Source organism: Shewanella sp. BJSY2023SW005 (assembly GCF_047314585.1).
Classification (GTDB): domain Bacteria; phylum Pseudomonadota; class Gammaproteobacteria; order Enterobacterales; family Shewanellaceae; genus Shewanella; species Shewanella algae.
The window spans coordinates 100,063-123,102 of sequence record NZ_JBKORJ010000053.1 but is presented as its reverse complement, the minus strand read 5'-3'; the positions used below and the strand labels follow the sequence as shown (position 1 = coordinate 123,102).

General features: G+C 54.4%; 21 protein-coding genes. 15 read left to right on the top strand and 6 right to left on the bottom strand.

Features of this window, described 5'->3' with window-relative positions; genetic code table 11:
• Nucleotides 1–20: 20 nt before the first annotated feature.
• The 3 genes from ACMHXI_RS16375 to ACMHXI_RS16365 form a co-directional block, all read right to left on the bottom strand.
• Nucleotides 21–590, bottom strand: a complete 570-nt coding sequence (locus tag ACMHXI_RS16375; protein WP_096141337.1) for a DUF1415 domain-containing protein — start codon at nt 588–590, stop codon at nt 21–23.
• 140 nt (nt 591–730) lie between these two features.
• Nucleotides 731–1,549, bottom strand: coding sequence for a DUF2797 domain-containing protein (locus tag ACMHXI_RS16370; RefSeq protein ID WP_028780329.1), 819 nt, complete (start codon nt 1,547–1,549; stop codon nt 731–733).
• 130 nt (nt 1,550–1,679) lie between these two features.
• Entirely contained in the window at nt 1,680–2,183 is a 504-nt protein-coding gene (locus ACMHXI_RS16365) for a glycine cleavage system protein R (protein WP_025009810.1), read from the bottom strand.
• 175 nt (nt 2,184–2,358) lie between these two features.
• Between ACMHXI_RS16365 and ACMHXI_RS16360 the strand changes: the two genes are divergently transcribed.
• From ACMHXI_RS16360 to phoU, 4 genes are all read left to right on the top strand, one after another.
• Nucleotides 2,359–4,617 carry an ABC transporter permease subunit gene (locus tag ACMHXI_RS16360; RefSeq protein WP_413735505.1) on the top strand — a complete coding sequence of 753 codons (2,259 nt, stop codon included), beginning with the start codon at nt 2,359–2,361 and terminating at the stop codon, nt 4,615–4,617.
• A 62-nt stretch (nt 4,618–4,679) separates the two neighbouring features.
• Nucleotides 4,680–6,335, top strand: coding sequence for a phosphate ABC transporter permease PstA (gene pstA / locus ACMHXI_RS16355; RefSeq protein ID WP_413735503.1), 1,656 nt, complete (start codon nt 4,680–4,682; stop codon nt 6,333–6,335).
• Between the two features lie 32 nt (nt 6,336–6,367).
• Nucleotides 6,368–7,186 (top strand): phosphate ABC transporter ATP-binding protein PstB, encoded by an 819-nt coding sequence (gene pstB / locus ACMHXI_RS16350; protein ID WP_025009812.1) that lies wholly within the window; start codon nt 6,368–6,370, stop codon nt 7,184–7,186.
• Nucleotides 7,187–7,216: 30 nt separating this feature from the next.
• On the top strand, nt 7,217–7,921 hold the full coding sequence (phoU, locus tag ACMHXI_RS16345; protein WP_025886617.1) for a phosphate signaling complex protein PhoU: 705 nt from the start codon (nt 7,217–7,219) through the stop codon (nt 7,919–7,921).
• A 187-nt stretch (nt 7,922–8,108) separates the two neighbouring features.
• Here the strand turns inward: phoU and ACMHXI_RS16340 are convergent, their stop codons facing one another.
• A complete protein-coding gene (locus ACMHXI_RS16340) occupies nt 8,109–8,492 on the bottom strand; it encodes a VOC family protein (protein ID WP_025009814.1) in 384 nt (127 codons plus the stop codon).
• Nucleotides 8,493–8,681: 189 nt separating this feature from the next.
• Here ACMHXI_RS16340 and ACMHXI_RS16335 point away from each other — a divergent pair, with 189 nt between their 5' ends.
• The 4 genes from ACMHXI_RS16335 to ACMHXI_RS16320 all read left to right on the top strand — a co-directional run bounded on the left by ACMHXI_RS16335 (nt 8,682) and on the right by ACMHXI_RS16320 (nt 13,880).
• Nucleotides 8,682–9,272: a DUF502 domain-containing protein gene (locus ACMHXI_RS16335; protein WP_028780326.1), complete on the top strand. Its 591-nt coding sequence runs from the start codon at nt 8,682–8,684 to the stop codon at nt 9,270–9,272.
• 355 nt (nt 9,273–9,627) lie between these two features.
• Nucleotides 9,628–11,613, top strand: a complete 1,986-nt coding sequence (locus tag ACMHXI_RS16330) for a BCCT family transporter (protein ID WP_208135609.1) — start codon at nt 9,628–9,630, stop codon at nt 11,611–11,613.
• Nucleotides 11,614–11,637: 24 nt separating this feature from the next.
• Nucleotides 11,638–11,997, top strand: a complete 360-nt coding sequence (locus ACMHXI_RS16325) for a YajD family HNH nuclease (RefSeq protein WP_025009816.1) — start codon at nt 11,638–11,640, stop codon at nt 11,995–11,997.
• Between the two features lie 356 nt (nt 11,998–12,353).
• Nucleotides 12,354–13,880, top strand: coding sequence for a peptide MFS transporter (locus ACMHXI_RS16320; RefSeq protein WP_208184596.1), 1,527 nt, complete (start codon nt 12,354–12,356; stop codon nt 13,878–13,880).
• A gap of 89 nt (nt 13,881–13,969) precedes the next feature.
• Here ACMHXI_RS16320 and ACMHXI_RS16315 read toward each other — a convergent pair whose 3' ends face one another.
• Both ACMHXI_RS16315 and ACMHXI_RS16310 read right to left on the bottom strand, forming a co-directional pair.
• Nucleotides 13,970–14,227, bottom strand: coding sequence for a DUF1289 domain-containing protein (locus tag ACMHXI_RS16315; protein WP_044735750.1), 258 nt, complete (start codon nt 14,225–14,227; stop codon nt 13,970–13,972).
• Nucleotides 14,227–14,523, bottom strand: coding sequence for a hypothetical protein (locus ACMHXI_RS16310; RefSeq protein ID WP_144133804.1), 297 nt, complete (start codon nt 14,521–14,523; stop codon nt 14,227–14,229). The genes ACMHXI_RS16315 and ACMHXI_RS16310 overlap by 1 nt, the downstream gene beginning before the upstream one ends.
• Nucleotides 14,524–14,719: 196 nt before the next feature.
• On the opposite strand from ACMHXI_RS16310, the gene ACMHXI_RS16305 reads away from it, so the two are divergent.
• From ACMHXI_RS16305 to ACMHXI_RS16275, 7 genes are all read left to right on the top strand, one after another.
• Entirely contained in the window at nt 14,720–16,063 is a 1,344-nt protein-coding gene (locus ACMHXI_RS16305) for a class I SAM-dependent methyltransferase (protein ID WP_144133805.1), read from the top strand.
• Nucleotides 16,064–16,264: 201 nt separating this feature from the next.
• Nucleotides 16,265–17,314 (top strand): 3-oxoacyl-ACP synthase III, encoded by a 1,050-nt coding sequence (locus ACMHXI_RS16300; protein ID WP_096141333.1) that lies wholly within the window; start codon nt 16,265–16,267, stop codon nt 17,312–17,314.
• Between the two features lie 88 nt (nt 17,315–17,402).
• Nucleotides 17,403–18,389, top strand: coding sequence for an alpha/beta fold hydrolase (locus tag ACMHXI_RS16295; RefSeq protein ID WP_208190266.1), 987 nt, complete (start codon nt 17,403–17,405; stop codon nt 18,387–18,389).
• 1 nt (nt 18,390) lies between these two features.
• On the top strand, nt 18,391–20,232 hold the full coding sequence (locus tag ACMHXI_RS16290; protein WP_413735498.1) for a fatty acid CoA ligase family protein: 1,842 nt from the start codon (nt 18,391–18,393) through the stop codon (nt 20,230–20,232).
• 112 nt (nt 20,233–20,344) lie between these two features.
• A complete protein-coding gene (gene oleD / locus ACMHXI_RS16285; RefSeq protein WP_413735496.1) occupies nt 20,345–21,409 on the top strand; it encodes a 2-alkyl-3-oxoalkanoate reductase in 1,065 nt (354 codons plus the stop codon).
• A gap of 25 nt (nt 21,410–21,434) precedes the next feature.
• Nucleotides 21,435–21,950 (top strand): rod shape-determining protein, encoded by a 516-nt coding sequence (locus ACMHXI_RS16280; RefSeq protein ID WP_045282429.1) that lies wholly within the window; start codon nt 21,435–21,437, stop codon nt 21,948–21,950.
• Between the two features lie 198 nt (nt 21,951–22,148).
• Nucleotides 22,149–23,039, top strand: coding sequence for an ABC transporter ATP-binding protein (locus ACMHXI_RS16275; protein ID WP_117200559.1), 891 nt, complete (start codon nt 22,149–22,151; stop codon nt 23,037–23,039).
• Nucleotide 23,040: the final 1 nt, after the last annotated feature.

Here is a 23,040-nt window from a genome sequence, read left to right as displayed (position 1 = left end):
TCAAGGCTTATCTGCTTTTTTTATGGTTTTCGGCTCAGGCAGTTTTGCAGCAGTTTGGCGAAGAACTCGCTGCCCTTGCGGCGGGCAAAGGCGATGTTGCGCTCGGGGATCGACTCAGGATCATCATATTCGGCCAAGGCCTGTTCCATACTGGCTTCACGTATGATGTGCAGGGTCGGATAGGGCGCTCTGTTGGTATAGTTGGCGGCATCATCCTGGGGCTCCCCTTCGAAACAATAGTCGGGGTGAAAGCTGGCCAACTGGTAAACCCCTTCATAACCCTCTTCGAACAACAGCTGCTCGGCAAAGGCCAACAGATCCAGATAGAGGTGAAAGCCTTCAAAGCCCCTCGGCAGAATGAACAGGCTGGTTTCCGCTTGTGGGTGCTCATCCAGATATTGGCACTCGTCCAGCAACGCCTGCAAGGCCGTATCCATGCGGCTTTCTTCGCAAACTGTGTAACGAATCGAGTCGCGCTCGACTTCCCGTCTGGCGAAGGGGCAGATGTTGTACTTCATGATCACCTCCTTGACCCAAGCCTGGGTCTGGGCGGCGATAGTCTGGGATCCCATCATGGAGTCTGTGGCCATATTCTGCTCTGTATCTGTGTAAGGGCGTTATTGGCGGCCATCATAGGCAGCCTCTGGGATACTGGCAAGCACCAAAGGTACTCAAGGATGAAATACGGCGCCCATCCAAGAGGCGCCGTTTGTTTGCTCAAATTAAAAAATCAGTAGCTGACTTCCACTTCATAAGAGGTGAACTTGCGGATATTGATTACTCCGGTATCGAAAAGCAGGTACTGACCCTTGATGCCCATCAGAGTGCCGCTGACAACGGCTTCTTTGTCAAAGTTATGGGACTTGATCTTCTTTGGAAACTCACTGACCGGGTAGTGAATTTGCGTCTCTGTCTCGGTCAATCTCTCTATCTTGTAATCACCGCGGCTCATTGCCAGCTCGTGCAAGCGGGTTTCGATACTCGGCAATAGCGTTTCGGCCTTGGCCTTGAGATCTATCTCGTCGTTGTTGCCCTTGAGCATCGCCTGCCAGTTGGTCTTGTCGGCGATCAGTTTGGCCAGTTCGACTTCGATAAGGCCGGAAAGCTGCCTGCTGCTGACCTTGAATATCGGCAGCCCCTGGGTGGCTCCCTGATCCAGCCAGCGGGTGGGCAACTGGGTGTGGCGGGTAATGCCGACCTTTATTCCCGAGGTATTGGACAGGTAAACATAGTGGGGCACCATGCAATGCGTGTCGCCCCATTCGGGTTCGCGGCAGGTTCCCTGATCATAGTGGCAGGTTTCCGGTTTCATCACGCAGAGATCGCAGCTGGCGAGTTTCTGCATACAGACATAACAGTGGCCCTGGGAGTAACTCTTCTTGGTCTTCTTGCCGCAGTTACAGCAGAAGATGTTACCCGTGTGACTCAGGGTTAAACTTTTGCCTATCAAAGGGTTCAACGCCAGGCGCTGATCAGCCACTCTGAGGGTGTATTGTGCCAGATGGTTCTCGTCCAGGGCGACGGCCATCTTATTCAGTGTTCCAAGCATAACGACAAAACTCTGTTCTTGTGATTTTCGCCAGTGTATCAGTTTTCCTAACAGGAATTATCGATTGCACATCGGTTGCTGCTTTTGCAGGCGTTCAAGAGTCAGAGGTCGGGCAGCTGCTGTATCGGGCTCAGGTCAGATTCAGCTTATCCAGTACCAGATCATCACCTATGCTGTAGAGGGATTCGGTCAGGCGCTCCTCCTGCATAGGGTCGGTCAATCCCAGGCTGATGGTGGCCCGAAACAGGGCGATGCCGGTATGGCCCGCGGTTTCAAACTTGCTGCTGAATTGCTCGATATTGATGCCCAGGGCATTGATCCTGTTGGAAATGTCCAGCACCAGCCCGGGCCTGTCGTAGGCCACCAGGTTGAAACTCAGGCGTTTGATATATTTCTGCTGCTGGCCGGCCCTGGCACTGGTGAGCGCCATACCATCGATGCACTCCAGGGCATCGAGCAGGTCATCCCAGTGTTCGCTGGGAACCTCAAGTAGCAAAATAGCGGCAAAAATCCCGTCTATATGACGTAATTCCGAGTCGAGCCAGTTGCCACCGTGGCGGCTGACCGCATGGGCAATCTGCTCAACCAATCCTTTTCTGTCAGGGACTTGCAGTGTGATAAGGTAACGAAGCATGGTAGACAGACTCCTGAATAATGTTAAAAAAAGCTATGTAACACTATTGTCATTTTTGCGTCATATAATCCCAGCCACTCGATAAGGGATGGTCTTACCTGGGTTGGCCGAAACGCAATAACGTACGGTTAATTCGGTAAAAAAGCCTAACAGCTATTAATAATAGAGGTTCTTAATGGAAAGTCAGGTCATTCAGCCTGCTTCTGCGTCGAAAGATCTGTTGGTGAGCAAAGGCTCCGGCCGCAGAGCCTTCAAGGATAAGGCCGCGCAGATAGGGGTAACAGTGGGCGGAACCATGGTGTTCGTCGCCCTTTTGTTGATCTTTTTCTATCTGCTTTACGTGATTAAGCCGGTGTTTGACGGCGCCAGTGTTGAACCCGTCACCGAAGTTAGCCTGCCGGCCAGTTCAGACAAGACGCTGATGGTGGGCAGTGACGAGCAAAATGAACTGCTCTATCGGGTCGGTGACCAAGGCGTGGTGGATTTCTTCAGGGTCAAAGGCGATCAGCAGCACCTGCAGGTGAAACTGCCTGTGCCAGATTCGAGCAAAGTGGTCAGCAGCGCCGTCAGCGCCCCAAGCCAGCAGTTGTTTGCCCTCGGACTGGATAACGGTCAACTCTTATTGGCCGGGGTCGAGTTTGGTGTCAGCTATCCCAATAACCAGCGCCTGATCACTCCCAAGGTTAAGTATCCACTGGGGGAGTCGGCACTGACGGTTGCCGAGGATGGCTCGCCACTCAAGAATCTCGCCTTCGGCTATAGCTCGGAGAGCATGAGCTTTGCCTACCAGGACAGCCAGAATCGCTGGCAGCTGACCAAGATGGTCGGCGAAGAGAACATGATGACAGAGGAAGTGGAGTGGAACACACAAACCATGCCACTGCCGGATGCGCCTTCCCGTACTGAACATCAACTCATGACCCCGGATCAGCGCCAACTGCTGCTGCAGTCCGGCAGCAAAATTTTTGTCTACAACATTCAATATGTGGATGAAATCTCGCTGCAACAGGTGATAGATGTCGAGAAAGCCAAGGCCAAGGTCACCAGTTTGAGCCTGCTGGCGGGCGCCAGTTCACTGCTGGTAGGCTACGACAGCGGTGTGGTGGCCCAGTATTTTCAGGTGGCCAGCGACCGCGGACGTGTCTATCAGGAGATCCGCGAGTTTAGCGGTTTGGGTAAGGTGGACACCATAGCCTCTGAGTTCTACCGTAAGAGCTTTGCCACAGTAAGCCCCGAGGGTGAACTGTCTTTGCTTTACACCACGAGTGAGCGCGAGCTGTTCGACAAGAAGTTCGATCTCAAGGCGCCGGGTGTTATGGGCTTCAGCCCCCGCTCCAATGCCTTAATCATTGAAGATGGTAGCAAGCTGCACCTGTACGCGGTTGACAACGACCACCCGGAAGTTTCCTGGAGTGCCCTATGGAACAAGGTTTGGTACGAAGGTTACCCTGAGCCGCAGTTTGTCTGGCAGTCCACTTCCGGCTCGGATGATTTTGAAGCCAAGCTCAGCCTGATGCCGCTGGCATTCGGTACGCTCAAGGCGGCGTTCTATGCCATGCTGTTTGCCGTTCCTCTGGCGATTGCCGGCGCCATCTATACCGCCTACTTCATGTCGCCCAAGGTGCGCAGCATAGTCAAGCCTACCATTGAAATCATGGAAGCCCTGCCCACAGTGATCCTCGGTTTCCTGGCCGGTCTCTGGCTGGCACCGCTGATTGAAGAGCATCTGCCCGGCATTCTGGCCTTGCTGCTGCTGTTGCCGATAAGCATAGTGACCAGTGCCTATGCCTGGTCCAAGCTGCCGGGTCGCATCAAGGCGATACTGCCGGAAACCTATCAGGAACTGATGCTGATCCCGGTTATCTGTTTTGTCGGTTGGTTCTCTTTTACCATCAGCCCGGCAATCGAAGTGGCCTTCTTCCACGGCGACACCCGCCAGTTCATCACCAATGAGCTGGGGATCACCTTCGATCAGCGTAACGCGCTGGTGGTGGGAATTGCCATGGGCTTTGCCGTCATTCCAACCATCTTCTCCATTGCCGAAGACGCCATCTTCTCTGTGCCGCGTCACCTGTCGAACGGCAGCCTGGCCTTGGGAGCGACCCCCTGGCAGACCCTGACCCGGGTAGTGTTGCTGACCGCAAGCCCGGGGATATTCTCGGCAGTTATGATGGGCCTTGGCCGCGCCGTGGGTGAAACCATGATTGTACTCATGGCCACGGGGAACACCGCCATCATGGAGTGGAGCGTGTTTGAAGGGATGCGGACCCTGGCGGCCAATATCGCGGTGGAAATGCCGGAGTCGGCCATCGGCAGCTCCCATTACCGGGTATTGTTCCTCGCAGCCTTTGTGCTCTTTATCTTTACCTTCCTGTTCAACACTGTGGCCGAAGTGGTGCGTCAGCGTCTGCGCGACCGCTACAGCTCACTGTAACGGGAGAGAAATTATGAATAGAACACTAGATGTTTCGCCAATCACCTTAAGGGGTTTGTGCAATGGGTAAGTGGTTTAAATCAGGCTCTCCCTGGATCTGGATGACAGGGGGCGCCGTTAGCCTGAGTTTGATTGCGGTGTTGGGGCTATTGTTACTCATCGCCTGGCGTGGCCTGAGCTATTTCTGGCCCGCGGATATCTATCAGTGGGAGATGCAGGATGACAAAGGCCAGCGCTACACCCTGATAGGAGAGCTGTACGACAGAGAAGAAGTGCCTACCGAGCGGTTGAAATCCGCCGGTTACCACTTCAACTCAGAGCCGGGTGAGTTTGTGACCCGCTATCTGGTCAAGACGGGTAACCGTGAGTTTGTCGGCCTGGATTTCCGCTGGATTCTGGCGACAGATATTTTGTCGCGCTCCACCCCGGAAGGCTTGGCCATGATAGAGCGTACCAAGAACGGTAACTTCTACGGCTACCCTGTGGCCGTGATTGAAAAGGGCCAGCGGCTGGAACTCGGTGGCGATGTGCAGCACTCACTCGAGGAGCATATCGAGCGCGCAGTGGACCTGGCCGATCAGGCGATGGCACTGCAGAAGCAGGACATAGGCGCGGTTAACTATGAGCTGGAACGTCTGCGCCTCAAAGAACGTGGCTATGAGCTTGACGATGCCCTGACGCCTGAGCGTAAGGCCGAGCTTGAGTCCAAGCGTCAACAACTGGATCAGCATTATCAAGGGTTGGAAAAGCAGCTGTTCTCTCTGCGTGAGCAAGCCGGGCGTGACTCTGTGATAGTACGCGACATGCGCGGCGAAGAAGTGACCCTCAGCCTGGATTCGGTGCTCGATGTCAGCTATGTCAACCGCATGGGCTTTATCGACAAGATTGGCCACTGGTTTGTTGGTCTGGGACGCTTTATCAGTGACGATCCCCGCGAAGCCAACACAGAGGGCGGTGTGTTCCCGGCGATTTTCGGTACAGTATTCATGGTGTTGCTGATGGCCGTGATAGTGACACCATTCGGTGTGGTGGCCGCCATCTATCTGCACGAATACGCCAAGAAAGGGCCGATCACCAAGATGATACGTATCGCGGTGATCAACCTCGCCGGTGTGCCTTCGATTGTGTACGGGGTGTTTGGTCTGGGCTTCTTTGTCTACATGTTGGGGGGCTCGCTGGATCAGCTGTTCTATCCTGAGGCGTTGCCGTCGCCCACCTTTGGCTCTCCCGGGGTTATCTGGTCGGCACTGACTTTGGCGATTCTGACCTTGCCTGTGGTGATAGTTTCCACCGAGGAAGGCTTGTCGCGTATTCCAAGCTCAGTGCGTCAGGGCAGCCTGGCACTGGGGGCCACCAAGGCCGAAACCCTGTGGCGGATTATTATCCCCATGGCCAGCCCGGCGATTATGACAGGGCTTATTCTGGCTGTTGCCCGCGCCGCCGGCGAAGTGGCACCACTGATGCTGGTGGGGGTGGTCAAGTTGGCGCCTACCTTGCCTGTGGATATGAATTTCCCCTTTGTGCATCTTGAACGTAAGTTTATGCACCTCGGGTTCCATATTTATGATGTCGGTTTCCAGAGCCCCAACGTAGAAGCTGCCAGGCCTTTGGTCTATGCCACCTCGTTCCTGCTGGTCTCTGTGATCGTGGCACTCAACCTGACGGCTATCAGCGTGCGCAACCATCTGCGTGAAAAGTACCGCTCGCTTGAACACTAATTGACGATTATCCTGAAGTGATAGGACAGAATATGATTTCGATAGACTCATCGGTAATGAATACTGAGACGCTGGATCTGGCGAACCTGCCTGCCGAAGAGACGGCGCTGGAGATCCGTAACCTGGATTTGCGCTATGGTGACAAGCAGGCGCTGTTTGATGTTTCCATGAAGATCCCCAAGAAGAAGGTTACCGCCTTCATCGGCCCCAGTGGTTGCGGTAAGTCAACCTTGCTGCGCTGTATCAACCGGATGAACGATCTGGTGGATAACTGCCATATCGACGGGGAAATCTTGCTCCATGGTCAAAACATCTACGACAAGAAAGTGGATGTCGCGGCGCTGAGACGCAATGTGGGCATGGTGTTCCAGCGCCCTAATCCTTTCCCCAAGTCCATTTATGAAAATGTCGTCTATGGCCTGCGCCTGCAGGGCGTGAGTAACCGCCGTGAGCTGGATGAAGCCTGTGAGCGTTCACTGCGCGGCGCCGCCATCTGGGACGAGGTGAAAGACAGGCTGCATGACAACGCCTTCGGGTTGTCCGGTGGTCAGCAGCAGCGTCTGGTGATTGCCCGGGCGATAGCCATTGAGCCTGAAGTCTTGCTGCTCGATGAGCCGACTTCGGCGTTGGATCCTATCTCGACCCTGACTATCGAAGAGCTGATCACAGAGCTCAAGTCCAAGTACACTGTGGTGATAGTGACCCACAACATGCAGCAGGCGGCCAGGGTGTCGGATCAGACTGCCTTTATGTATATGGGCGAGCTGATTGAGTACTCGGATACCAACACTATCTTTACCACGCCAAAACAGAGTAAGACCGAAGATTATATTACCGGCCGCTACGGTTGATAAACGCTGCGTCCGAGCAAGGGGAAGCAAATGGAAAACAAGAACCTGAATAAACATATCTCAGGCCAGTTCAATGCCGAGCTGGAAGATATCCGCAACCGGGTGCTGGCCATGGGCGGTATGGTGGAGCGGCAGTTGGAACAGGCGCTGGATGCCCTGGGCAGCCTGGATACTGAGTTGGCGCAGAAGGTGATCGAGGGCGATCACAAGGTCAACGGCATGGAGGTGATGATAGATGAAGAGTGTACCCGTATCATTGCCAAGCGTCAGCCGGCGGCCAGTGACTTGCGTCTGGTGATAGCCATCTCCAAGACGATTGCCGATCTTGAGCGCATCGGTGATGCCTGTGTGCGTATCGCCAAGGCGGCACAGGAGAAGCGCAGCAATAATCAGCAGCCGCTGCTGGTCAGTATCGAGTCCATGGGGCGCCATGCCACCCGTATGTTGCACTCGACCCTGGATGCATTGGCACGGATGGACGCCGACTCGGCGCTGGAGCTTCACAAGGAAGATGCCAAGCTGGACAAGGAATATGAAGGCATCATTCGCCAGTTGATGACTTACATGATGGAAGATCCCCGCTCTATCCCAGGTGTGCTGGATGTGCTCTGGGCTGCCCGCGCGGTTGAGCGGGTAGGGGACCGCTGCAAAAACATCTGTGAGTACGTGATTTACTACGTCAAGGGCAAAGACGTACGCCATGTCTCCTACGAGGAGATGGAAAAAGAGCTTTAAGCTCTTATCCGGAGTCCCAGAGAAAGCCGCTTGCATTCAAGCGGCTTTTTTGTCGCTGTTTGGGTCGGTGCAGCTCGGTTAGCTGCACCGACCGGTCAACGGAGCTCTTGGTCAACGGAGCTTTTGGTCTACGGGGGACTTGGTCAACAGAGCACTTAGTCAACAGAGGACTTAGTCAAAGCCCAGCCTAGTCAACGCGGTATTCTGCCAGCTCGATCAGGTTGCCGTCAGGATCGCGAATATAGACTGAGTCTATCGGGCCGGTGGCGCCGGTACGGGCGACGGGGCCCTCTTCGATGTCGATACCCACGGCACTGAGATGCGCCATAACATCCTCGAGTGAACCACAGGTGATAAAGCACAAGTCCGCCGAACCACTTTGGGCTTTGGCGGCATTGGGGTAATATTCGCGGCCAAGCTGGTGCAGGTTGATTTTCTGATCGCCAAATTGCAGCGCCGTTCTGTTATCGGCAAAGGTTTGGCGTTTCATGCCCAGTTTTTGGTAGAAGGCAACACTCTGCTCTATGTCGCGGACGGTCAACACCAGGTGATCCAGTCGGGTTACGCGCATGCTGTTATTCTCCTTGTCGCACCCGGGAGACCCTGCGGCCTCCCGGGGTAATGCACAACATTTTGCTATCGATTTGCGTCTCTGTCAGGATACAGAGTTGAGCGCCTGTTGGGGAAGGGGCGGCCGAGAAACCTTCCTTTGAGCCTCTGTCCTGCGCCCTATACAGTCTTAAATATCAAGAGGAATTCAATGAAACAAACCCTGATCCGCGGCTTGCTTAATCTGCTGCCCATGGCGCTTAGTCTCTGGCTGTTCTGGTCCCTGTTTGAATCTCTCGACAGCCTGGGCAAGTTACTCTTCTCTCTGGTGGGCATGGACACTGTATTTACCGGAGCCGGTTTTATATTGGTCACAGCCTTGGTATTTGTTGCCGGTTTACTGTTTTCTGTCAGCCCCATCGTTTGGCTCTGGAGCTGGATTGAACGGCAGTTGATGCGCTTTCCCCTGTTCAAGTCTGTCTATGGCAGTATTCGCGATATTGCTTCTTTGATGAACCGAGATGGCAGTAAGCCCAAGTCGCAGCAAACAGTGTTGGTGCGCCAGGCAAACGGCGGTTTTGTGGTCGGCTTTATTATGACGGACAAGCCGCCTCAGCCGCTGCTCGATGCTTTGCCCGAAGGGGACTGGGTGCCTGTGCTGTTTCAACTCTCCTATCAGATGGCCGGGGTCACCAGTCTGGTCAAACGAGAGGATTTGATCATGGTGGATTGGTCATTCGAGGAGGCGATGCGCTTTAATCTGACCGCGGGTATTTCACAAACCCCCAAGAGCGGCGAGTAGGAAAAGGCTGATTCTGTGAGCGGGAGTCGCCAGAGACTCCCCATTTTGTCCGTTTTTGTGTATAATCAGCGCCGATTGTTGCCAAAAGTAGCAGTTTGTGTCCGAGTCGATTGCCATTCAATATGCCACGGTAATCTTGTCTGTCCCGCCAACACTTTGATCCCGGTGGGTCCTATCTCTTCCATTTTTATCAAGCCGAGAGCTTGTCCGCGGAAGGGTGTCACACACTGCACATAAACACCCTATAAGCTTTTGGTGTGGCTTTGGATAAGCGTTGTCCCCGGCCGAGTTCAGCGGTAACTTAGGAACTTGATCGCAGGCAGCGCAGTTTTATCCGTAAAAAGGAGCGCAAAATTTGATTAAGTCGAGTATTAATCCTCCGGTGTTTTTTTCGTCAGTGATCTGTATCGCCTTCATGGTGTTGGTGTGTGCCGTCTGGCCGAATGAAGCACAGGAGCTATTTAAGTCAGCTCAATCCTGGCTGGAGTTGAAGGCCGGCTGGCTCTACATCATGGGCGTGGCCATTTTTCTGGTATTCATCATCTTTGTGATGGTGAGTCGCTTCGGTGATATCAAGCTTGGGCCGGATCATGCCGAGCCGGATTACAGCTACAAGAGCTGGATTGCCATGCTGTTTTCTGCCGGTATGGGCATAGGCTTGATGTTCTTTGGGGTTGGTGAACCTGTGATGCACTATCTGGCACCGCCGGATGCGGATCCCCAGACAGTTGAAGCCGCCAAAGAGGCGATGAAGATCACCTTCTTCCACTGGGGTATTCACGCCTGGGCCATCTATGCGGTAGTGGCCTTGAGTCTGGCCTATTTCAGCTATCGGCATAAGCTGCCACTGCTGCCAAGAAGTGCCCTTTATCCTCTGATTGGTGAACGTATTTATGGCCCCATAGGCCACTGCGTTGACACATTTGCCGTGCTTGGCACCATGTTTGGTGTGGCTACCTCATTGGGCTTTGGGGTATTGCAGGTTAACTCGGGACTCAACTATCTGTTGGGTGATTCTTTCCCTATCAGCAGTACTGTACAGGTGGCACTGATCATAGGTATCACTCTTATCGCCACCGGCTCTGTGTTTTCCGGCCTGGATAAAGGGGTGAAGCGTTTAAGTGAGCTTAACCTCGGGCTGGCTTTTGTGCTGATGATGATAGTACTGCTGTTTGGTCCAACGGTTGCTCTGCTGCAGTCTTTCGTGCAAAACACCGGCAGCTATTTGAGTGAGCTGGTGAGCAAGACCTTTAACCTCTATGCCTACGAGCAGAAGAATGACTGGCTCGGTGGCTGGACTCTGCTCTACTGGGGCTGGTGGATCTCCTGGTCACCTTTTGTCGGTACCTTTATCGCCCGGGTCTCCCGCGGCCGCACCATTCGTGAGTTCCTGGTGGGGATTTTGTTTGTTCCCAGTGGTTTCACCTTCCTGTGGATGACGGTTTTCGGTAACTCGGCGATAGATGCCATCATGAACCATGGCGCCGAATATCTGGCTACCGCGGTTTCTACCGATGTGTCAGTCGCCCTGTTTACCTTCTTCGAGCACTTGCCGCTTTCCAGTTTGCTGTCAGTCATCGCTGTGTGTCTGGTGGTGACCTTCTTTGTGACCTCGTCGGACTCAGGCTCTTTGGTGATCGATAACCTGACCTCAGGCGGCGATGCCGATGCGCCTGTATGGCAGCGGATCTTCTGGGCCCTGATGCAAGGTGTGGTTGCCTCCGTGCTGCTGCTCGCAGGTGGCTTGCAGGCGCTGCAAACGGCAGCGATTGCCAGTGCCATGCCGTTCTTGTTGGTGATGCTGCTTATTTGCTTTGGCCTGTTCAAGGCGTTGCAGGATGACTGGCTCAAGATCAACAGCGTGCAGTTGCATACCACCAGTGTGCAGTACGCCAGAACCAGCGTGTCCTGGGAAGACAGGATAGATGTGTTGGTGTCGCATCCCTCCTACGAGCAGGCGCGGCGCTTTGTCGACAACGTGGCGACACCGGCGCTGTCCAAGGTCTCTCAGGGCTTCTTGTCCCGCGGTATCAATGCCGATCTCCAGTACGATGAAGACAGGGTGAGGTTGGTCATCGAAAATGAAGAGGTGCAGACCTTTGTCTATGGCTTGCGGATCCGCGCCTTTACGCTGCCTGTGACTCATCAGACTCAGGCAGAAGCTGAGGATGAGTCACAAAATAACTACTTCCGGGTTGAAGTCTTCCTCGAACACGGCGGACAGTATTATGATGTTATGGGTTATACGGAAGAGCAGATCCAGGCAGATGTGGTGACTCAGTATGAGAAGCACCTGCATTATCTGCATCTGTCCAGCGCAGAATATGTAGAGGGCCCTTAAGGGCCCGTTCACCGGAAAAGAAAGATGGCAGAACAGAGTAAATTGGATCGGGTGCTGGCGCAGGCCCGTGAATATCAGGCGAGTCGTGAAAAAGGCTATCGGGAGCAGGCGCTCAAGCTTTATCCTTGGGTCTGTGGCCGCTGTGCCAGGGAGTTTACCCACAAGAACTTGCGTGAGTTGACTGTGCATCACAGAGATCACAATCACGACAACAACCCTTCAGATGGTTCCAACTGGGAACTGTTGTGCCTCTACTGCCATGACAACGAGCACTCCAGGTTTGAAGAACTGGTGCAGTACGGCGACACCAGTGAAGCCAAACAGGCGCCGGCCACCTTTAATCCTTTTGCCGATCTCAAGGCGAGAATGGCGGCCAAAGATTGATCGCTTCTTTTGGGAAGGCCTGATAAGGCTTAAGCCATTCAATGCAAAAACCGTCCATTCAAGGACGGTTTTTTATGTCATAGGCGCTGATAAATGCTGTTTTCAAGTCGCCTTGGTGGTGATTTTGGAACTGATAAAAATTCTCATTAATTAGTGGAAACCCCTGTGGCAGCTGGGTTTGCTCTGTTTTCCCCACTGAAGGTAAGTGTTTTGTTGAAAAATTCGCCAATGGAATTTGAGCTGAGTAGGAGAATTGCGACAAAGTGTGTTTTGCCCCAGAGTTTGCGTTGGATTGTGCGGCCAGCAGTCTTATACTCGTCTGACAATTATTTCAAATCAAGATGGAAGCAAGCAAAATGACATTAGGGTCTCCTAAGGTAAGCAAGACGCATTCTTTTATGACTGTGTCACTTATCGAGCTATGGGAACGTTTCGGTTACTACGGTATGCAGGCGCTTATCGTGTACTTCATGGTACAGCGTCTAGGGTTTGAGGACAGTCGCGCCAACCTGGTATGGAGTGCCTGCGCCGCATTGATTTATGTGTCGCCGGCGATTGGTGGCTGGGTCGGGGATAAAATCCTCGGTACCAAGCGCACCATGTTGCTCGGTGCCGGTATTCTGTCATTGGGTTATGCCTTGATGACAGTGCCGACCGAAAACACCTGGTTCCTGTTTTCGGCCCTTGGGGTAATCGTTGTCGGTAACGGTTTGTTCAAACCCAATGCCGGTAACCTGGTGCGCAAAATCTATGAAGGGGACGACTCCAAGATAGACAGCGCCTTTACCATTTACTACATGGCGGTGAACGTGGGTTCCACCTTCTCCATGTTGTTGACTCCCTGGATTAAAGATTACGTCAACGCCAACTATGGCAATGAGTTTGGCTGGCATGCGGCTTTTGCCGTTTGCTGCGTGGGCCTACTGGTGGGCCTGGGTAACTACGCCATGATGCGTAAGACTCTGGCCAACTATGGCTCGGAGCCGGATACCCGTCCGGTGGAAATGAATAAGCTGTTTGCGGTACTCGGCCTGGCGGCCCTGTCAGTGGTGGCTTCAGCCTTTATCCTCGAATATGAAGATGTGGCCCGCGCCTTTGTTTACACAGCTGGTGCCGCCGTACTCGGTATCTTTATCTACTTGATTAAAAACAGTGAAACCAGTGAACGGGCCGGTTTGATAGCCGCCTTGGTTCTGACGGTACAAACTGTATTCTTCTTTGTGTTTTACCAACAGATGTCTACCTCGCTGGCGCTGTTTGCCCTGCGTAACGTCGACTGGAACTTCCAGGCCTTTGGTATCGATCTGTGGACCTGGTCACCGGCGCAGTTCCAGGCCTTGAACCCTATCTGGATCATGTTGCTCAGTCCTGTGCTGGCCTGGGTTTATGCCTCTGCCGGACGTAACAACAAGGATATTTCCATCGCTGCCAAGTTCGCACTGGGCTTTGCCGTAGTGGCGCTGGGTTTCTTCATCTACAGCTTTGCCGGTATGTTCGCCGTCGATGGCAAGACCTCTTCCTGGGTGATGATCTGGGGTTATGGCGCATACTCACTCGGTGAGCTGCTGGTCAGCGGTTTGGGCTTGGCTATGATTGCCCGTTACGTACCTGAGCGCATGGGTGGCTTTATGATGGGGGCTTACTTTGTCGCCTCGGGCATCTCTCAGTATCTGGGTGGTGTGGTGGCCAACTTCGCCAGTGTGCCGAAGAACATAACCGATCCGCTTGAGACTCTACCCATCTACACCAGCTTGTTCAACAAGTTGGGGATAGCGGCACTGGTTTGTACCTTTATCGCGCTGGCAGTATTGCCGCTGATGCGTCGTCTTACAGAAACTCACCATTCCCATAACGGAAATGGTTCTGCCGACTCAGCGCAGTAATGTCTGAGTGACCCATAAATCCCCAAAAGACCGCAATCGCGGTCTTTTTCTTTATGAAGGCTGGGTTGCCTTGAACGCTTAAAGCTGTATCACTCTTTTTTACTTGCTTTGCTCTTGTCGCTGCGCCCAAGCCTGGCCTCTGCCTCGAGGTATTTGGCTCTGCTGATAATGCCGATGTTTTCCATGCCCGAAAAGGCGTGTTTTCGCTCCGGGAGTTTGGCAATAATGGCGCGTTTCTCTTCATCCGGGCAACGGCTCCAATTGACGATTTCATCTATATGGCGCAGGCAGCCCATACAAAAGTCGTCTTCATTGAGGCCGCAGCGCGCCACGCAGGGAGATTGGATCATTCAACATCCTTCTTATCAATATTCTGTTCAGCGGCGGAGTGTAGCGCGTGAATTGGCGCGATTGATTTCACTCGACCAATTTCACTCAACCATTTCGTTGGATTGAGTTCGTTAGATTGAGTTCGTTCGATTGTTTTGTCAGCTTGGGTACACCAGTCTATTGCGGCAGGTGCAAAGGTAACAGCTTTGAGCGGATTTATACCTGAAAATAGCGGCGGCAGCTTTCGTTGCCAAGCCGCCAGGAAAGATGATGACTCGGGCTTTAGGCATAGTTTATTGAAACAATAATCCACTCCTAATCAATTTGTTATGTGAATTAGTCCCTACTGCTGGCTTTTCCCCTTAGCTGTAAAGCTATCAGCAAGCGGGAGACTCAACCCCAGCTTTTTCGCAGGCTTTGCCCCCTGTTTCCTGCTTGGGTGGCGCTATTTTCCTCAAAGGCAACCAGGGGCTATAATGCGACCCCTTTAAGTTAATCGGGCCAGTAAAATGTGTGACTGCCAACAGAATTCCCCCCGGCAAGCCGAGCCAGTGGCCGGCAGGGTTGAAACCCGGCTGACGGCAGTTGATTGCAGCTTGCCCGAGGTGAAAGCAGAGCTTCGACAGCTCAGTCAGTTGTTGCTCTCAAGCAGCGCGCTTTGGAGTGTCAGGAGTTTCGAGCACCACAAGCTTCCCTGGCAGCAGCGCTTTGCCAAGCTGGCCGCAGCGCTCTGGGCTATTGATGACAATGCGCTCGAGACTGTGGATGCCAGTCAGTCATTGTTGTTGGCAACCCTCTGGCCGGCCTTGGTTGCGGACTTGAGCGAGCAGGAATTGGCCCTGTGGGACAAGAGACACTTTGCCTGGCACCTCTTTGATTATCCGGCACCTGAGCAGGATAATGGCCAACCTAAGCTTTGTGCGTCAACTGAGGCCCGGCTCAGTGCCGGTATAAAGGGCCGAAAATGGCAGCAGATAAGCCGCTTTGCCAATACCATCGCCACCCATAACAACCCCTTTCCTTTATTGGAGTGGTGCGCCGGAAAAGGGCATCTCGGGCGCCTGCTCAGTGCCTTGAGCGGCAAGGCGGTATTGAGCCTGGAGTGGCAAGCATCTTTGTGCGAAGCCGGCGAGCTAGCGGCAAAAAAACGTAACTTGCCGCAGCAATTTGTCTGTGCCGATGCCTTTGCCGCCGAGCCTTGTTATCTCAAGCCCAAGCAGCATGCCATTGCGCTGCATGCCTGCGGCGAGCTGCACCTGACGCTGCTGCGCCGCGCGGTTGCAAGTGGCACCGCTGTGGTCTCGGTTTCCCCTTGTTGTTATCACCTCTTGCCCTCCGGCGATATCACTCCCTTGAGTCAAAGTGCCCAAGAGCAGGCGCTGCGATTGGATAAGGCGGCGCTGCAACTGCCGCTTAATCACAGTGTTATTGCCAATCAAAAGGCGCGCGCCGACAGGATCAAAGAGGTCAGTTGGCGGCTCGGATTCGATAGTCTGCAGCGTGAGCTGCGTGCTCAGGACACTTATCTGCCACTGCCTGCGGTACGGCAGAGTCAGCTGTCCGGCAGCTTCAAGGACTTCTGTCTTTGGGCCGCGGCGCAAAAGGGAATGCTATTGCCTGAGGCGGTGGATTTTGCCGCCTATCAGCGCTTGGGGGAGCAAAGGCGCAGATTAACCGCCCGTATTGACTTGGCGGCACATCTGTTTCGGCCGGTTATTGAACGGTATCTGCTGCTCGATAGGGTCTGTTTCCTGTTGGAGGCCGGTTACCGGGTGCAGCTAGGCGCCTTTTGTGAGCAGGCCACCACGCCGCGCAATGCCTTAATCCATGCCTGGTTGCCTGGTAGCCGATAAATGAAACAACAAGGCCCGCTTGGACAGAGATGTCTCTCAAGCGGGGAATTAGTCGGCGCCAAGTACCGGCTTAATGCGTTTTTTATTGAATACCCCGGCGTTTCTTGGTCAAATGACGCCAGCCTGGGGCATAAGACTTAATTATCACGACCCCAAAAGATAACAAGGGCACAGAGCGCCCGAGAGAGCGATTGGCTTTTCATGAATTATTCCCGTGTGTATATCAATAGTCTGGCTTATGAGTTGGCGCCGGAAATGGTGTCCAGCCGCGAGTTGGAATCCCGGCTTGCGCCGCTTTATCAAAAGTTTCGTATCCCCATTGGGCAACTCGCTGCCCTGACGGGTATTGAGGAGCGTCGTTGGTGGCCCAAGGGCTTCAAGGTCTCCCAAGGCGCAGTGTGCGCCGCCCAAAAGGCGCTGGCCGAGACTGGGCTGGATCCCAAAGCGCTTGGCGCCTTGGTTTACACCGGCGTGTGCCGTGACCAGCATGAGCCGGCCACGGCTTGCGCTGTGGCTTCTGCCATAGGTATCGGGCGCGACTGCGCCGTTTTTGATATCAGCAACGCTTGCCTGGGAGTCCTGTCCGGTATTCTGGATGTGGCCAACCGTATTGAACTGGGGCAGATCCGTGCCGGTATGGTGGTGTCCTGTGAATCATCCCGGGAGATAGTCGAGGCGTCCATAGAGCAGATGCTGGCCGAACCCAGCATGGCAAACTTTGCGGCGTCTCTGGCCACCCTGACCGGCGGCTCAGGTGCCGTGGCCGTTATCCTCACAGATGGCAGCTTGCCGCTTACCACCTCCCGCAAGCATCAGTTGCTCGGTGCCAGTCAGCTGGCGGCGCCGGAGCATCATCAGATGTGTCAGTGGGGCTTTGTCGAAGTCGGTAACCGCCTCTACCGCGAGGTGATGCGCACAGATGCCGTTGCCCTTCTGAAGGAGGGGGTGGAGCTGGCGCGCCAGACCTGGGAGCAGTTTTTGCAGCAGCGCCAGTGGCTTGCCGGACAGGTGGATAAGGTTATCTGTCATCAAGTGGGGGCTGCCAACCGAAAACAAGTACTGGGCGCCCTGGGCATTGCCGAGCACAAAGAGTTTCCCACCTTTGCCCGCCTTGGCAATATGGGCACTGTCTCTTTGCCTGTGTCGGCGGCGCTGGCCCACGGTGAAGGCTTTTTGCAGGCAGGCGACCGGGTGAGCTTTCTTGGCATAGGCTCGGGGCTCAACTGCATGATGCTGGGGTTGCGCTGGTAAGCCCTTGATACGGGCTTTAGACAATGCCCATTCGACAGGGCCCATTAGAATAGTGCCTAAATAACCAAAATTAACAACAGGATCGCCAATGGCCACCCTAGATACACTCTTCCCGTTCAAGCGTCATTTCATCACGCTCGGCGGCCACAAACTGCATTATGTGCATGAAAAACCCGCCGGAATTAACGGCCGACGCCCCGATGCCGTGGTGATGGTGCACGGTAACCCCAGTTGGTCTTTTTACTACCGTAACCTGGTGCAGGCGTTAAGCGACCAATATGAATGTGTGGTGCCGGATCATATCGGCTGCGGCTTGTCCGACAAACCTGGCGATGATGCCTATGACTATACGCTGGCGCAGCGTATCGACGATCTGGAAGCACTGCTGGACAGTCTGGATATTCGCAGCAATATCACACTGGTGCTGCATGACTGGGGCGGCATGATAGGCATGGGCTATGCCGCCCGCTATCCCGAGCGGATTAAACGCCTGGTGCTGCTCAATACCGCCGCCTTCGGTTTGCCAGAGAGCAAGCCCTTGCCGCTGGCGCTAAAAATCTGCCGCGATACCGCGCTTGGCACCCTGCTGGTGCGGGGCTTCAATGCCTTCTCGTCCGCCGCTTCCTATGTGGGAGTCAAACGTGCGCCCATGGCTGCGGATGTGCGCCGCGCTTATGTGGCACCATTCAACTCCTGGCAAAATCGAATCTCGACTTTGAGGTTTGTACAGGATATTCCGCTCAAGCCCGGCGACAGAAACTGGGACTTGGTGCAGTCGATTGATGCCAGTTTGCAGCAGTTTACCCGGGTGCCGACCATTATTCTTTGGGGTCTCAAGGACTTTGTCTTTGACCGGCACTTCCTTGAAGGTTGGCAGCAGCGCCTGCCCAAAGCCGAGCTGCACGCCTTTGCCGACTGCGGCCATTATATTCTTGAAGACGCCAGTGATGAGGTGATAGCCCATATTCGCCGCTTTATTGATGAAACGGCAGTGGCTCAAAGCGCCGACGAACAAACATCTAACCCTAGAGAAAAGGCATCGGCGGAAACAACCTCAGCCGGGAGCGCTGACTGAGATGTTCCCACCCGCCGAAGACTCGCAAGTGGCCGCAAATGAACCGGCCCCAGAGGCAAACTCCGCCAAGGGGCACAACCTGTGTCGCCACCTGAAGCAGGCGGCCATTAACCAGAGCGAGGACCTGGCGGTTGCCGTGCAGCGTCGCTGCGGTGGTAAGTTCAGTTATCAGGAGCTTGATTTCAAGACCCTGGACAGCGACAGCGACCGACTCGCCAGCGCCTTGCTCGACTATGGCTTCAAGCCCGGGATGAAAGCCGTGCTTATGGTGACTCCTGGGCTAGAGTTTTTTGTGCTTACTTTCGCCCTGTTCAAGGCGGGGATCATCCCTGTGATGGTAGATCCAGGCATGGGGATCGCCAAGCTCAAGCAGTGTCTGGCCGAAGCCGAGCCCGACGCCTTTATCGGGATCCCCAAGGCCCATGTGGCCAGATTGCTGTTCGGTTGGGGCAAACCCAGTATCCGCTTGTTGCTGACGGCAGGTGAAGGCTTTCTTGGCCGTAACCCTCCTTGGGGTGGCAGCAGTGTCAGCCGTTTGCTGGCCAGGGCACCCGAGTCAGCCACATTTCCCATGGCGCAGCTCGGCGCGCAGCAGATGGCGGCCATCTTGTTTACCAGTGGCAGCACCGGCACTCCAAAAGGCGTGGTCTACAGCCACGGCATGTTTGAGGCGCAGATAACCGCGCTGCGAAATGACTATGGCATTTGTCCCGGCGAGCGGGATCTGTCTACCTTCCCGCTATTTGCTCTCTTTGGACCGGCGCTGGGGATGGCATCGATAGTGCCTGAAATGGATGCCAGCAAACCGATAACTGCCAGACCGGAAAACCTGTTTGCCGCCATAGAGCACTATGCTTGCAGCAATATGTTTGTGAATCCCGCCTTGCTCGACCGTTTGGGACGCGGCGGAAACGGGCGTCGGCTGTACAGCTTGAAGCGGGTGATATCCGCCGGCGCACCGGCCGATCCCAAGGCGATAGCGCGTTTCTCCGCCATGTTGGCCGAGGATGTCGAAGTGCTTAACTCCTATGGCGCCACCGAATCCCTGCCAGTTTCCATGATTGGCAGCAAGGCGCTTGGCGCTACCGCCGCCATGACCGACAAGGGCGGCGGCATCTGTGTCGGTAAGCCGGTATCCGGAATAAGGGTCAGTATCATAGGGATCAGTGAAGAGACCATCGACAGCTGGTCGCCGACTCTCGAGTTGGCGACGGGGGAGATAGGCGAAATCGTCGTTGACGGCGCTGTGGTCAACCAGAGTTACTATCGCCGTGAAGGCGCCAACAAACAGGCCAAGATTGCCTATGAAGGCCGGCAACTGCACCGGATGGGCGATCTCGGTTATCTAGATGCCGAGGGCCGTTTATGGATGTGTGGCCGCAAGGCCCACAGAGTGGATGTCATTAAGGACGGTGAGCTGCAAAAGCGCTATCTGTCCATTCCCTGTGAGCGAATTTTCAATACCCATCCTCAGGTTAAACGTTCGGCCTTGGTTGGCGTTGAACTGATGCAGAATAAGCGTGGCGGCGGGGAGGCAGTCCAAGAGAGCGCTTTCTCTTTTACTGCTGGCCCTGATAGCACTTCCCTTGATAGCACAGTGCCCGAAAAAGCGCCGCTTATCTGCATCGAGCTTGAGCAATCCCTGTCGCCAGCCGAACAGCAACAGCTGTTTACCGAGTTGCAGGAACTTGCCGACAAGCAGCCACTGACCCGGGGCATCAGGCATTTTATATTGCATCCGGGGTTTCCCATGGATGTGCGCCACAATGCCAAGATATTCCGCGAGCAACTTGCCGTTTGGGCGCAAAAACAGTTGGATGGAAACGGCTGGAAGCCAAAATAGATAACAGAGACAGAAACCCACTATGGCCACATCTGCACCACGATCTCAATCACCTGAGTCAATAGCCTCGTCGCAGGATTTGCCTGCGGCTTTATTACAAGAGACCGCGGTTTTGTCACAAGAAACCGGGCATGATGAACTTCATCCCGAGTTGTTGGCGCTGGCCCGGGAACTCGCGACCCGAGTCAAGCGGGTGTTGGTGACAGGCGCTGGAGGCTTTTTGGGAGAAGCCATATGTCGGCCGCTGCTGGCTGCCGGTATTCAGGTAGTGGGGGTGGCCAGGGGCCATTATCCGGCGCTCGAGGCCATGGGCGCTACCATGGTGCGCGCCGATATTTGCGACAAGCAGGCACTGAAACAAGCCCTCGGTGGCTGTGAGCTTATCTTTCACGTTGCCTCCAAGGCCGGAGTCTGGGGCAGCAGAGCGAGCTATTTTCGCCCCAATGTGTTGGGGACAGAAAACATCATCGCCTGCGCCCGTGAATTGGGGATTGGTTATCTGGTCTATACCAGCACGCCGAGTGTCACCTTCGATGGCAAGGATGAGGCCGGTATCGATGAATCCGTTCCCTACGCCAGGCGTTATCTCAACCATTACGGCGCCTCCAAGTCGGAAGCGGAAGAGTTGGTGCTGGCCAGCGCCCAAAACGGCTTGAAGACAGTGGCCATTCGGCCGCACCTGATTTGGGGGCCTGGCGATCCTCATCTGGTGCCCCGCGTGCTGGAGCGAGGCCGCAAGGGTCGGCTCAAGTTGGTGGGTCATGACGATAAGTTGGTGGACACCATTTATATCGATAATGCCGCCTTTGCCCACCTGAGCGCGGCCAGGAGCCTGCTGGCTGAACCTTGTCGCTGCAATGGCAAGGCCTATTTTGTCAGTAACGATCAGCCCCTTACTATGGCGGCCATGCTCGACAGCATTCTTGCCTGTGACAACTTACCCGCGGTGGAAAAGCGGGTACCGGCCACTCTGGCCTACGTCATTGGCGCCATGCTCGAAGGAATATACCGACTGCTGGCTATCAAGCAGGAGCCGCTGATGACCCGCTTTGTCGCCAAACAGCTTTCCTGCAGCCACTACTACGACATCTCAGCCGCCAAGCGCGACTTGGATTACAGGGTCATCGTCAGTATGGAACAAGGGATGAATAAGCTAAGGCGCTCTCTTGGCCACTAGCTCAGGAAAATCATAAGGAAATAACATGTTTTCGCTGTTGTCCGGCACAAAGCCGGCGCTTATTTATATCGAGTTCAACGCCAAACGTATCAGGCTCACCCTTGCCGACAGTCGCCATAGTCTGGGGCAAGTCAGTCTTGAGACCATTCCTGAGGTGGCAGTGCAGCAGGATAACAAGGGCAGTTTCAAGCTGTTGGCAGTGGGCGATGAAGCGCGGCGACTGGCCGCGACCAAGGGAGTGAAATGCCTCAATCCCTTCGAACATGTCCGTACCCCGTTGGCGGACTTTTACCTGGCCGAAATCCTGCTCAAACAGCTGGTTAAGCGGGTACTACCGCGAAAACTTTTTGCCAAGGCGCCTTTGCTTATCATCCAGCCAAGCGACGAATATGCCGGTGGCCTGACCATGATAGAAGAGCGCGCCTTGCAGGAACTTGCCTTTGCTGCCGGAGCAAAAGATAGCCTGGTTTACCAGGGGCCGAGACTCACAGGGCAGCAGGATTTCAATGGGTTGAAACTGCAGCAAGTGAAGGCCTTTTAGGCGAGCCAAAGTACCGCACATATTGCAATCCATCACTGGCGGCATCTCTGCGCCGCTGAGAAACTGTACAGCAAAAGGTTATCGGCGTTAGCGAACAAAGTATGTTAAATGTTTGAATCTTTGTTACAAATTTTGCAAGTTGTAATGTTTAAATCATGCTAGCTTGGTATTCATTTATCTCTCCGGCATGAGGAAACTATGCTCAGTATCGAAGCCCTAAGCAAGACCTATGACAACGGTGTTAAGGCACTGGATAATGTAAATCTACAGGTAGACAAAGGGATGTTTGGTCTGCTCGGCCCCAACGGTGCAGGCAAATCCTCTTTGATGCGCACCATAGCCGCATTGCAAAGTGCCGATAGCGGCAGCATTAGTTTCGACGGCATAGACATTCTCAAACAGCCGCAAAAATTGCGTCAGACCCTGGGGTATCTGCCGCAGGATTTTAATGTTTACCCCAGGATCAGCGCCTGGGACTTGCTCGATCACCTGGCTATTCTCAAAGGGATCTACAACAAGGGTGAGCGGCGTGAGATGGTGGATGGCTTACTGGCACACACCAACCTTTATCAACACAAGAACAAGGCGGTCAGCGGTTTTTCCGGCGGTATGCGTCAACGTTTCGGGATTGCGCAGGCGCTGCTTGGCGACCCCAAGCTGTTGATTGTCGACGAACCCACCGCCGGCTTGGATCCTGAGGAGCGCAACCGTTTCCACAACTTGTTGGTGAGCCTGGGGGAAGAGAAGGTGATTATCCTCTCGACCCATATAGTGGAAGATGTCTCGGAGCTTTGCGCCAATATGGCGGTGCTCGCCGGTGGTCAGATCCTGCTGCAGGGCAATCCCATGGAGTTGGTGGCCTCTTTGGAGCAAAAAATTTGGACTCGCACCGTTAGCCAGGCCGAAGCCACTGAGCTTGAACAACAGCTCAATGTGATTGCCAAACGCCTGTTTGCCGGCCGCACTGTGCTGCATGTCTGGGCCGATTCGGCGCCGGAAGGTTTTACTCAGGCAACGCCGGGGTTGGAAGATCTTTATTTCAGCACCCTGCATCGCCACCGCAACAGCAAGCCGGTTGAGGCTGCCTGAG

Excerpts from the sequence above, each read along its gene's own strand:
- pstB (WP_025009812.1), top strand. The coding sequence starts at position 6,368 with ATGATTTCGATAGACTCATCGGTAATGAATACTGAGACGCTGGATCTG.
- ACMHXI_RS16295 (WP_208190266.1), top strand. The coding sequence starts at position 17,403 with ATGGCCACCCTAGATACACTCTTCCCGTTCAAGCGTCATTTCATCACG.
- pstA (WP_413735503.1), top strand. The coding sequence starts at position 4,680 with ATGGGTAAGTGGTTTAAATCAGGCTCTCCCTGGATCTGGATGACAGGG.
- ACMHXI_RS16320 (WP_208184596.1), top strand. The coding sequence starts at position 12,354 with ATGACATTAGGGTCTCCTAAGGTAAGCAAGACGCATTCTTTTATGACT.
- ACMHXI_RS16360 (WP_413735505.1), top strand. The coding sequence starts at position 2,359 with ATGGAAAGTCAGGTCATTCAGCCTGCTTCTGCGTCGAAAGATCTGTTG.
- ACMHXI_RS16290 (WP_413735498.1), top strand. The coding sequence starts at position 18,391 with ATGTTCCCACCCGCCGAAGACTCGCAAGTGGCCGCAAATGAACCGGCC.
- ACMHXI_RS16375 (WP_096141337.1), bottom strand. The coding sequence starts at position 590 with ATGGCCACAGACTCCATGATGGGATCCCAGACTATCGCCGCCCAGACC.
- ACMHXI_RS16340 (WP_025009814.1), bottom strand. The coding sequence starts at position 8,492 with ATGCGCGTAACCCGACTGGATCACCTGGTGTTGACCGTCCGCGACATA.
- phoU (WP_025886617.1), top strand. The coding sequence starts at position 7,217 with ATGGAAAACAAGAACCTGAATAAACATATCTCAGGCCAGTTCAATGCC.
- ACMHXI_RS16335 (WP_028780326.1), top strand. The coding sequence starts at position 8,682 with ATGAAACAAACCCTGATCCGCGGCTTGCTTAATCTGCTGCCCATGGCG.
- ACMHXI_RS16275 (WP_117200559.1), top strand. The coding sequence starts at position 22,149 with ATGCTCAGTATCGAAGCCCTAAGCAAGACCTATGACAACGGTGTTAAG.
- ACMHXI_RS16325 (WP_025009816.1), top strand. The coding sequence starts at position 11,638 with ATGGCAGAACAGAGTAAATTGGATCGGGTGCTGGCGCAGGCCCGTGAA.
- ACMHXI_RS16365 (WP_025009810.1), bottom strand. The coding sequence starts at position 2,183 with ATGCTTCGTTACCTTATCACACTGCAAGTCCCTGACAGAAAAGGATTG.
- ACMHXI_RS16300 (WP_096141333.1), top strand. The coding sequence starts at position 16,265 with ATGAATTATTCCCGTGTGTATATCAATAGTCTGGCTTATGAGTTGGCG.
- ACMHXI_RS16305 (WP_144133805.1), top strand. The coding sequence starts at position 14,720 with ATGTGTGACTGCCAACAGAATTCCCCCCGGCAAGCCGAGCCAGTGGCC.
- ACMHXI_RS16370 (WP_028780329.1), bottom strand. The coding sequence starts at position 1,549 with ATGCTTGGAACACTGAATAAGATGGCCGTCGCCCTGGACGAGAACCAT.
- ACMHXI_RS16280 (WP_045282429.1), top strand. The coding sequence starts at position 21,435 with ATGTTTTCGCTGTTGTCCGGCACAAAGCCGGCGCTTATTTATATCGAG.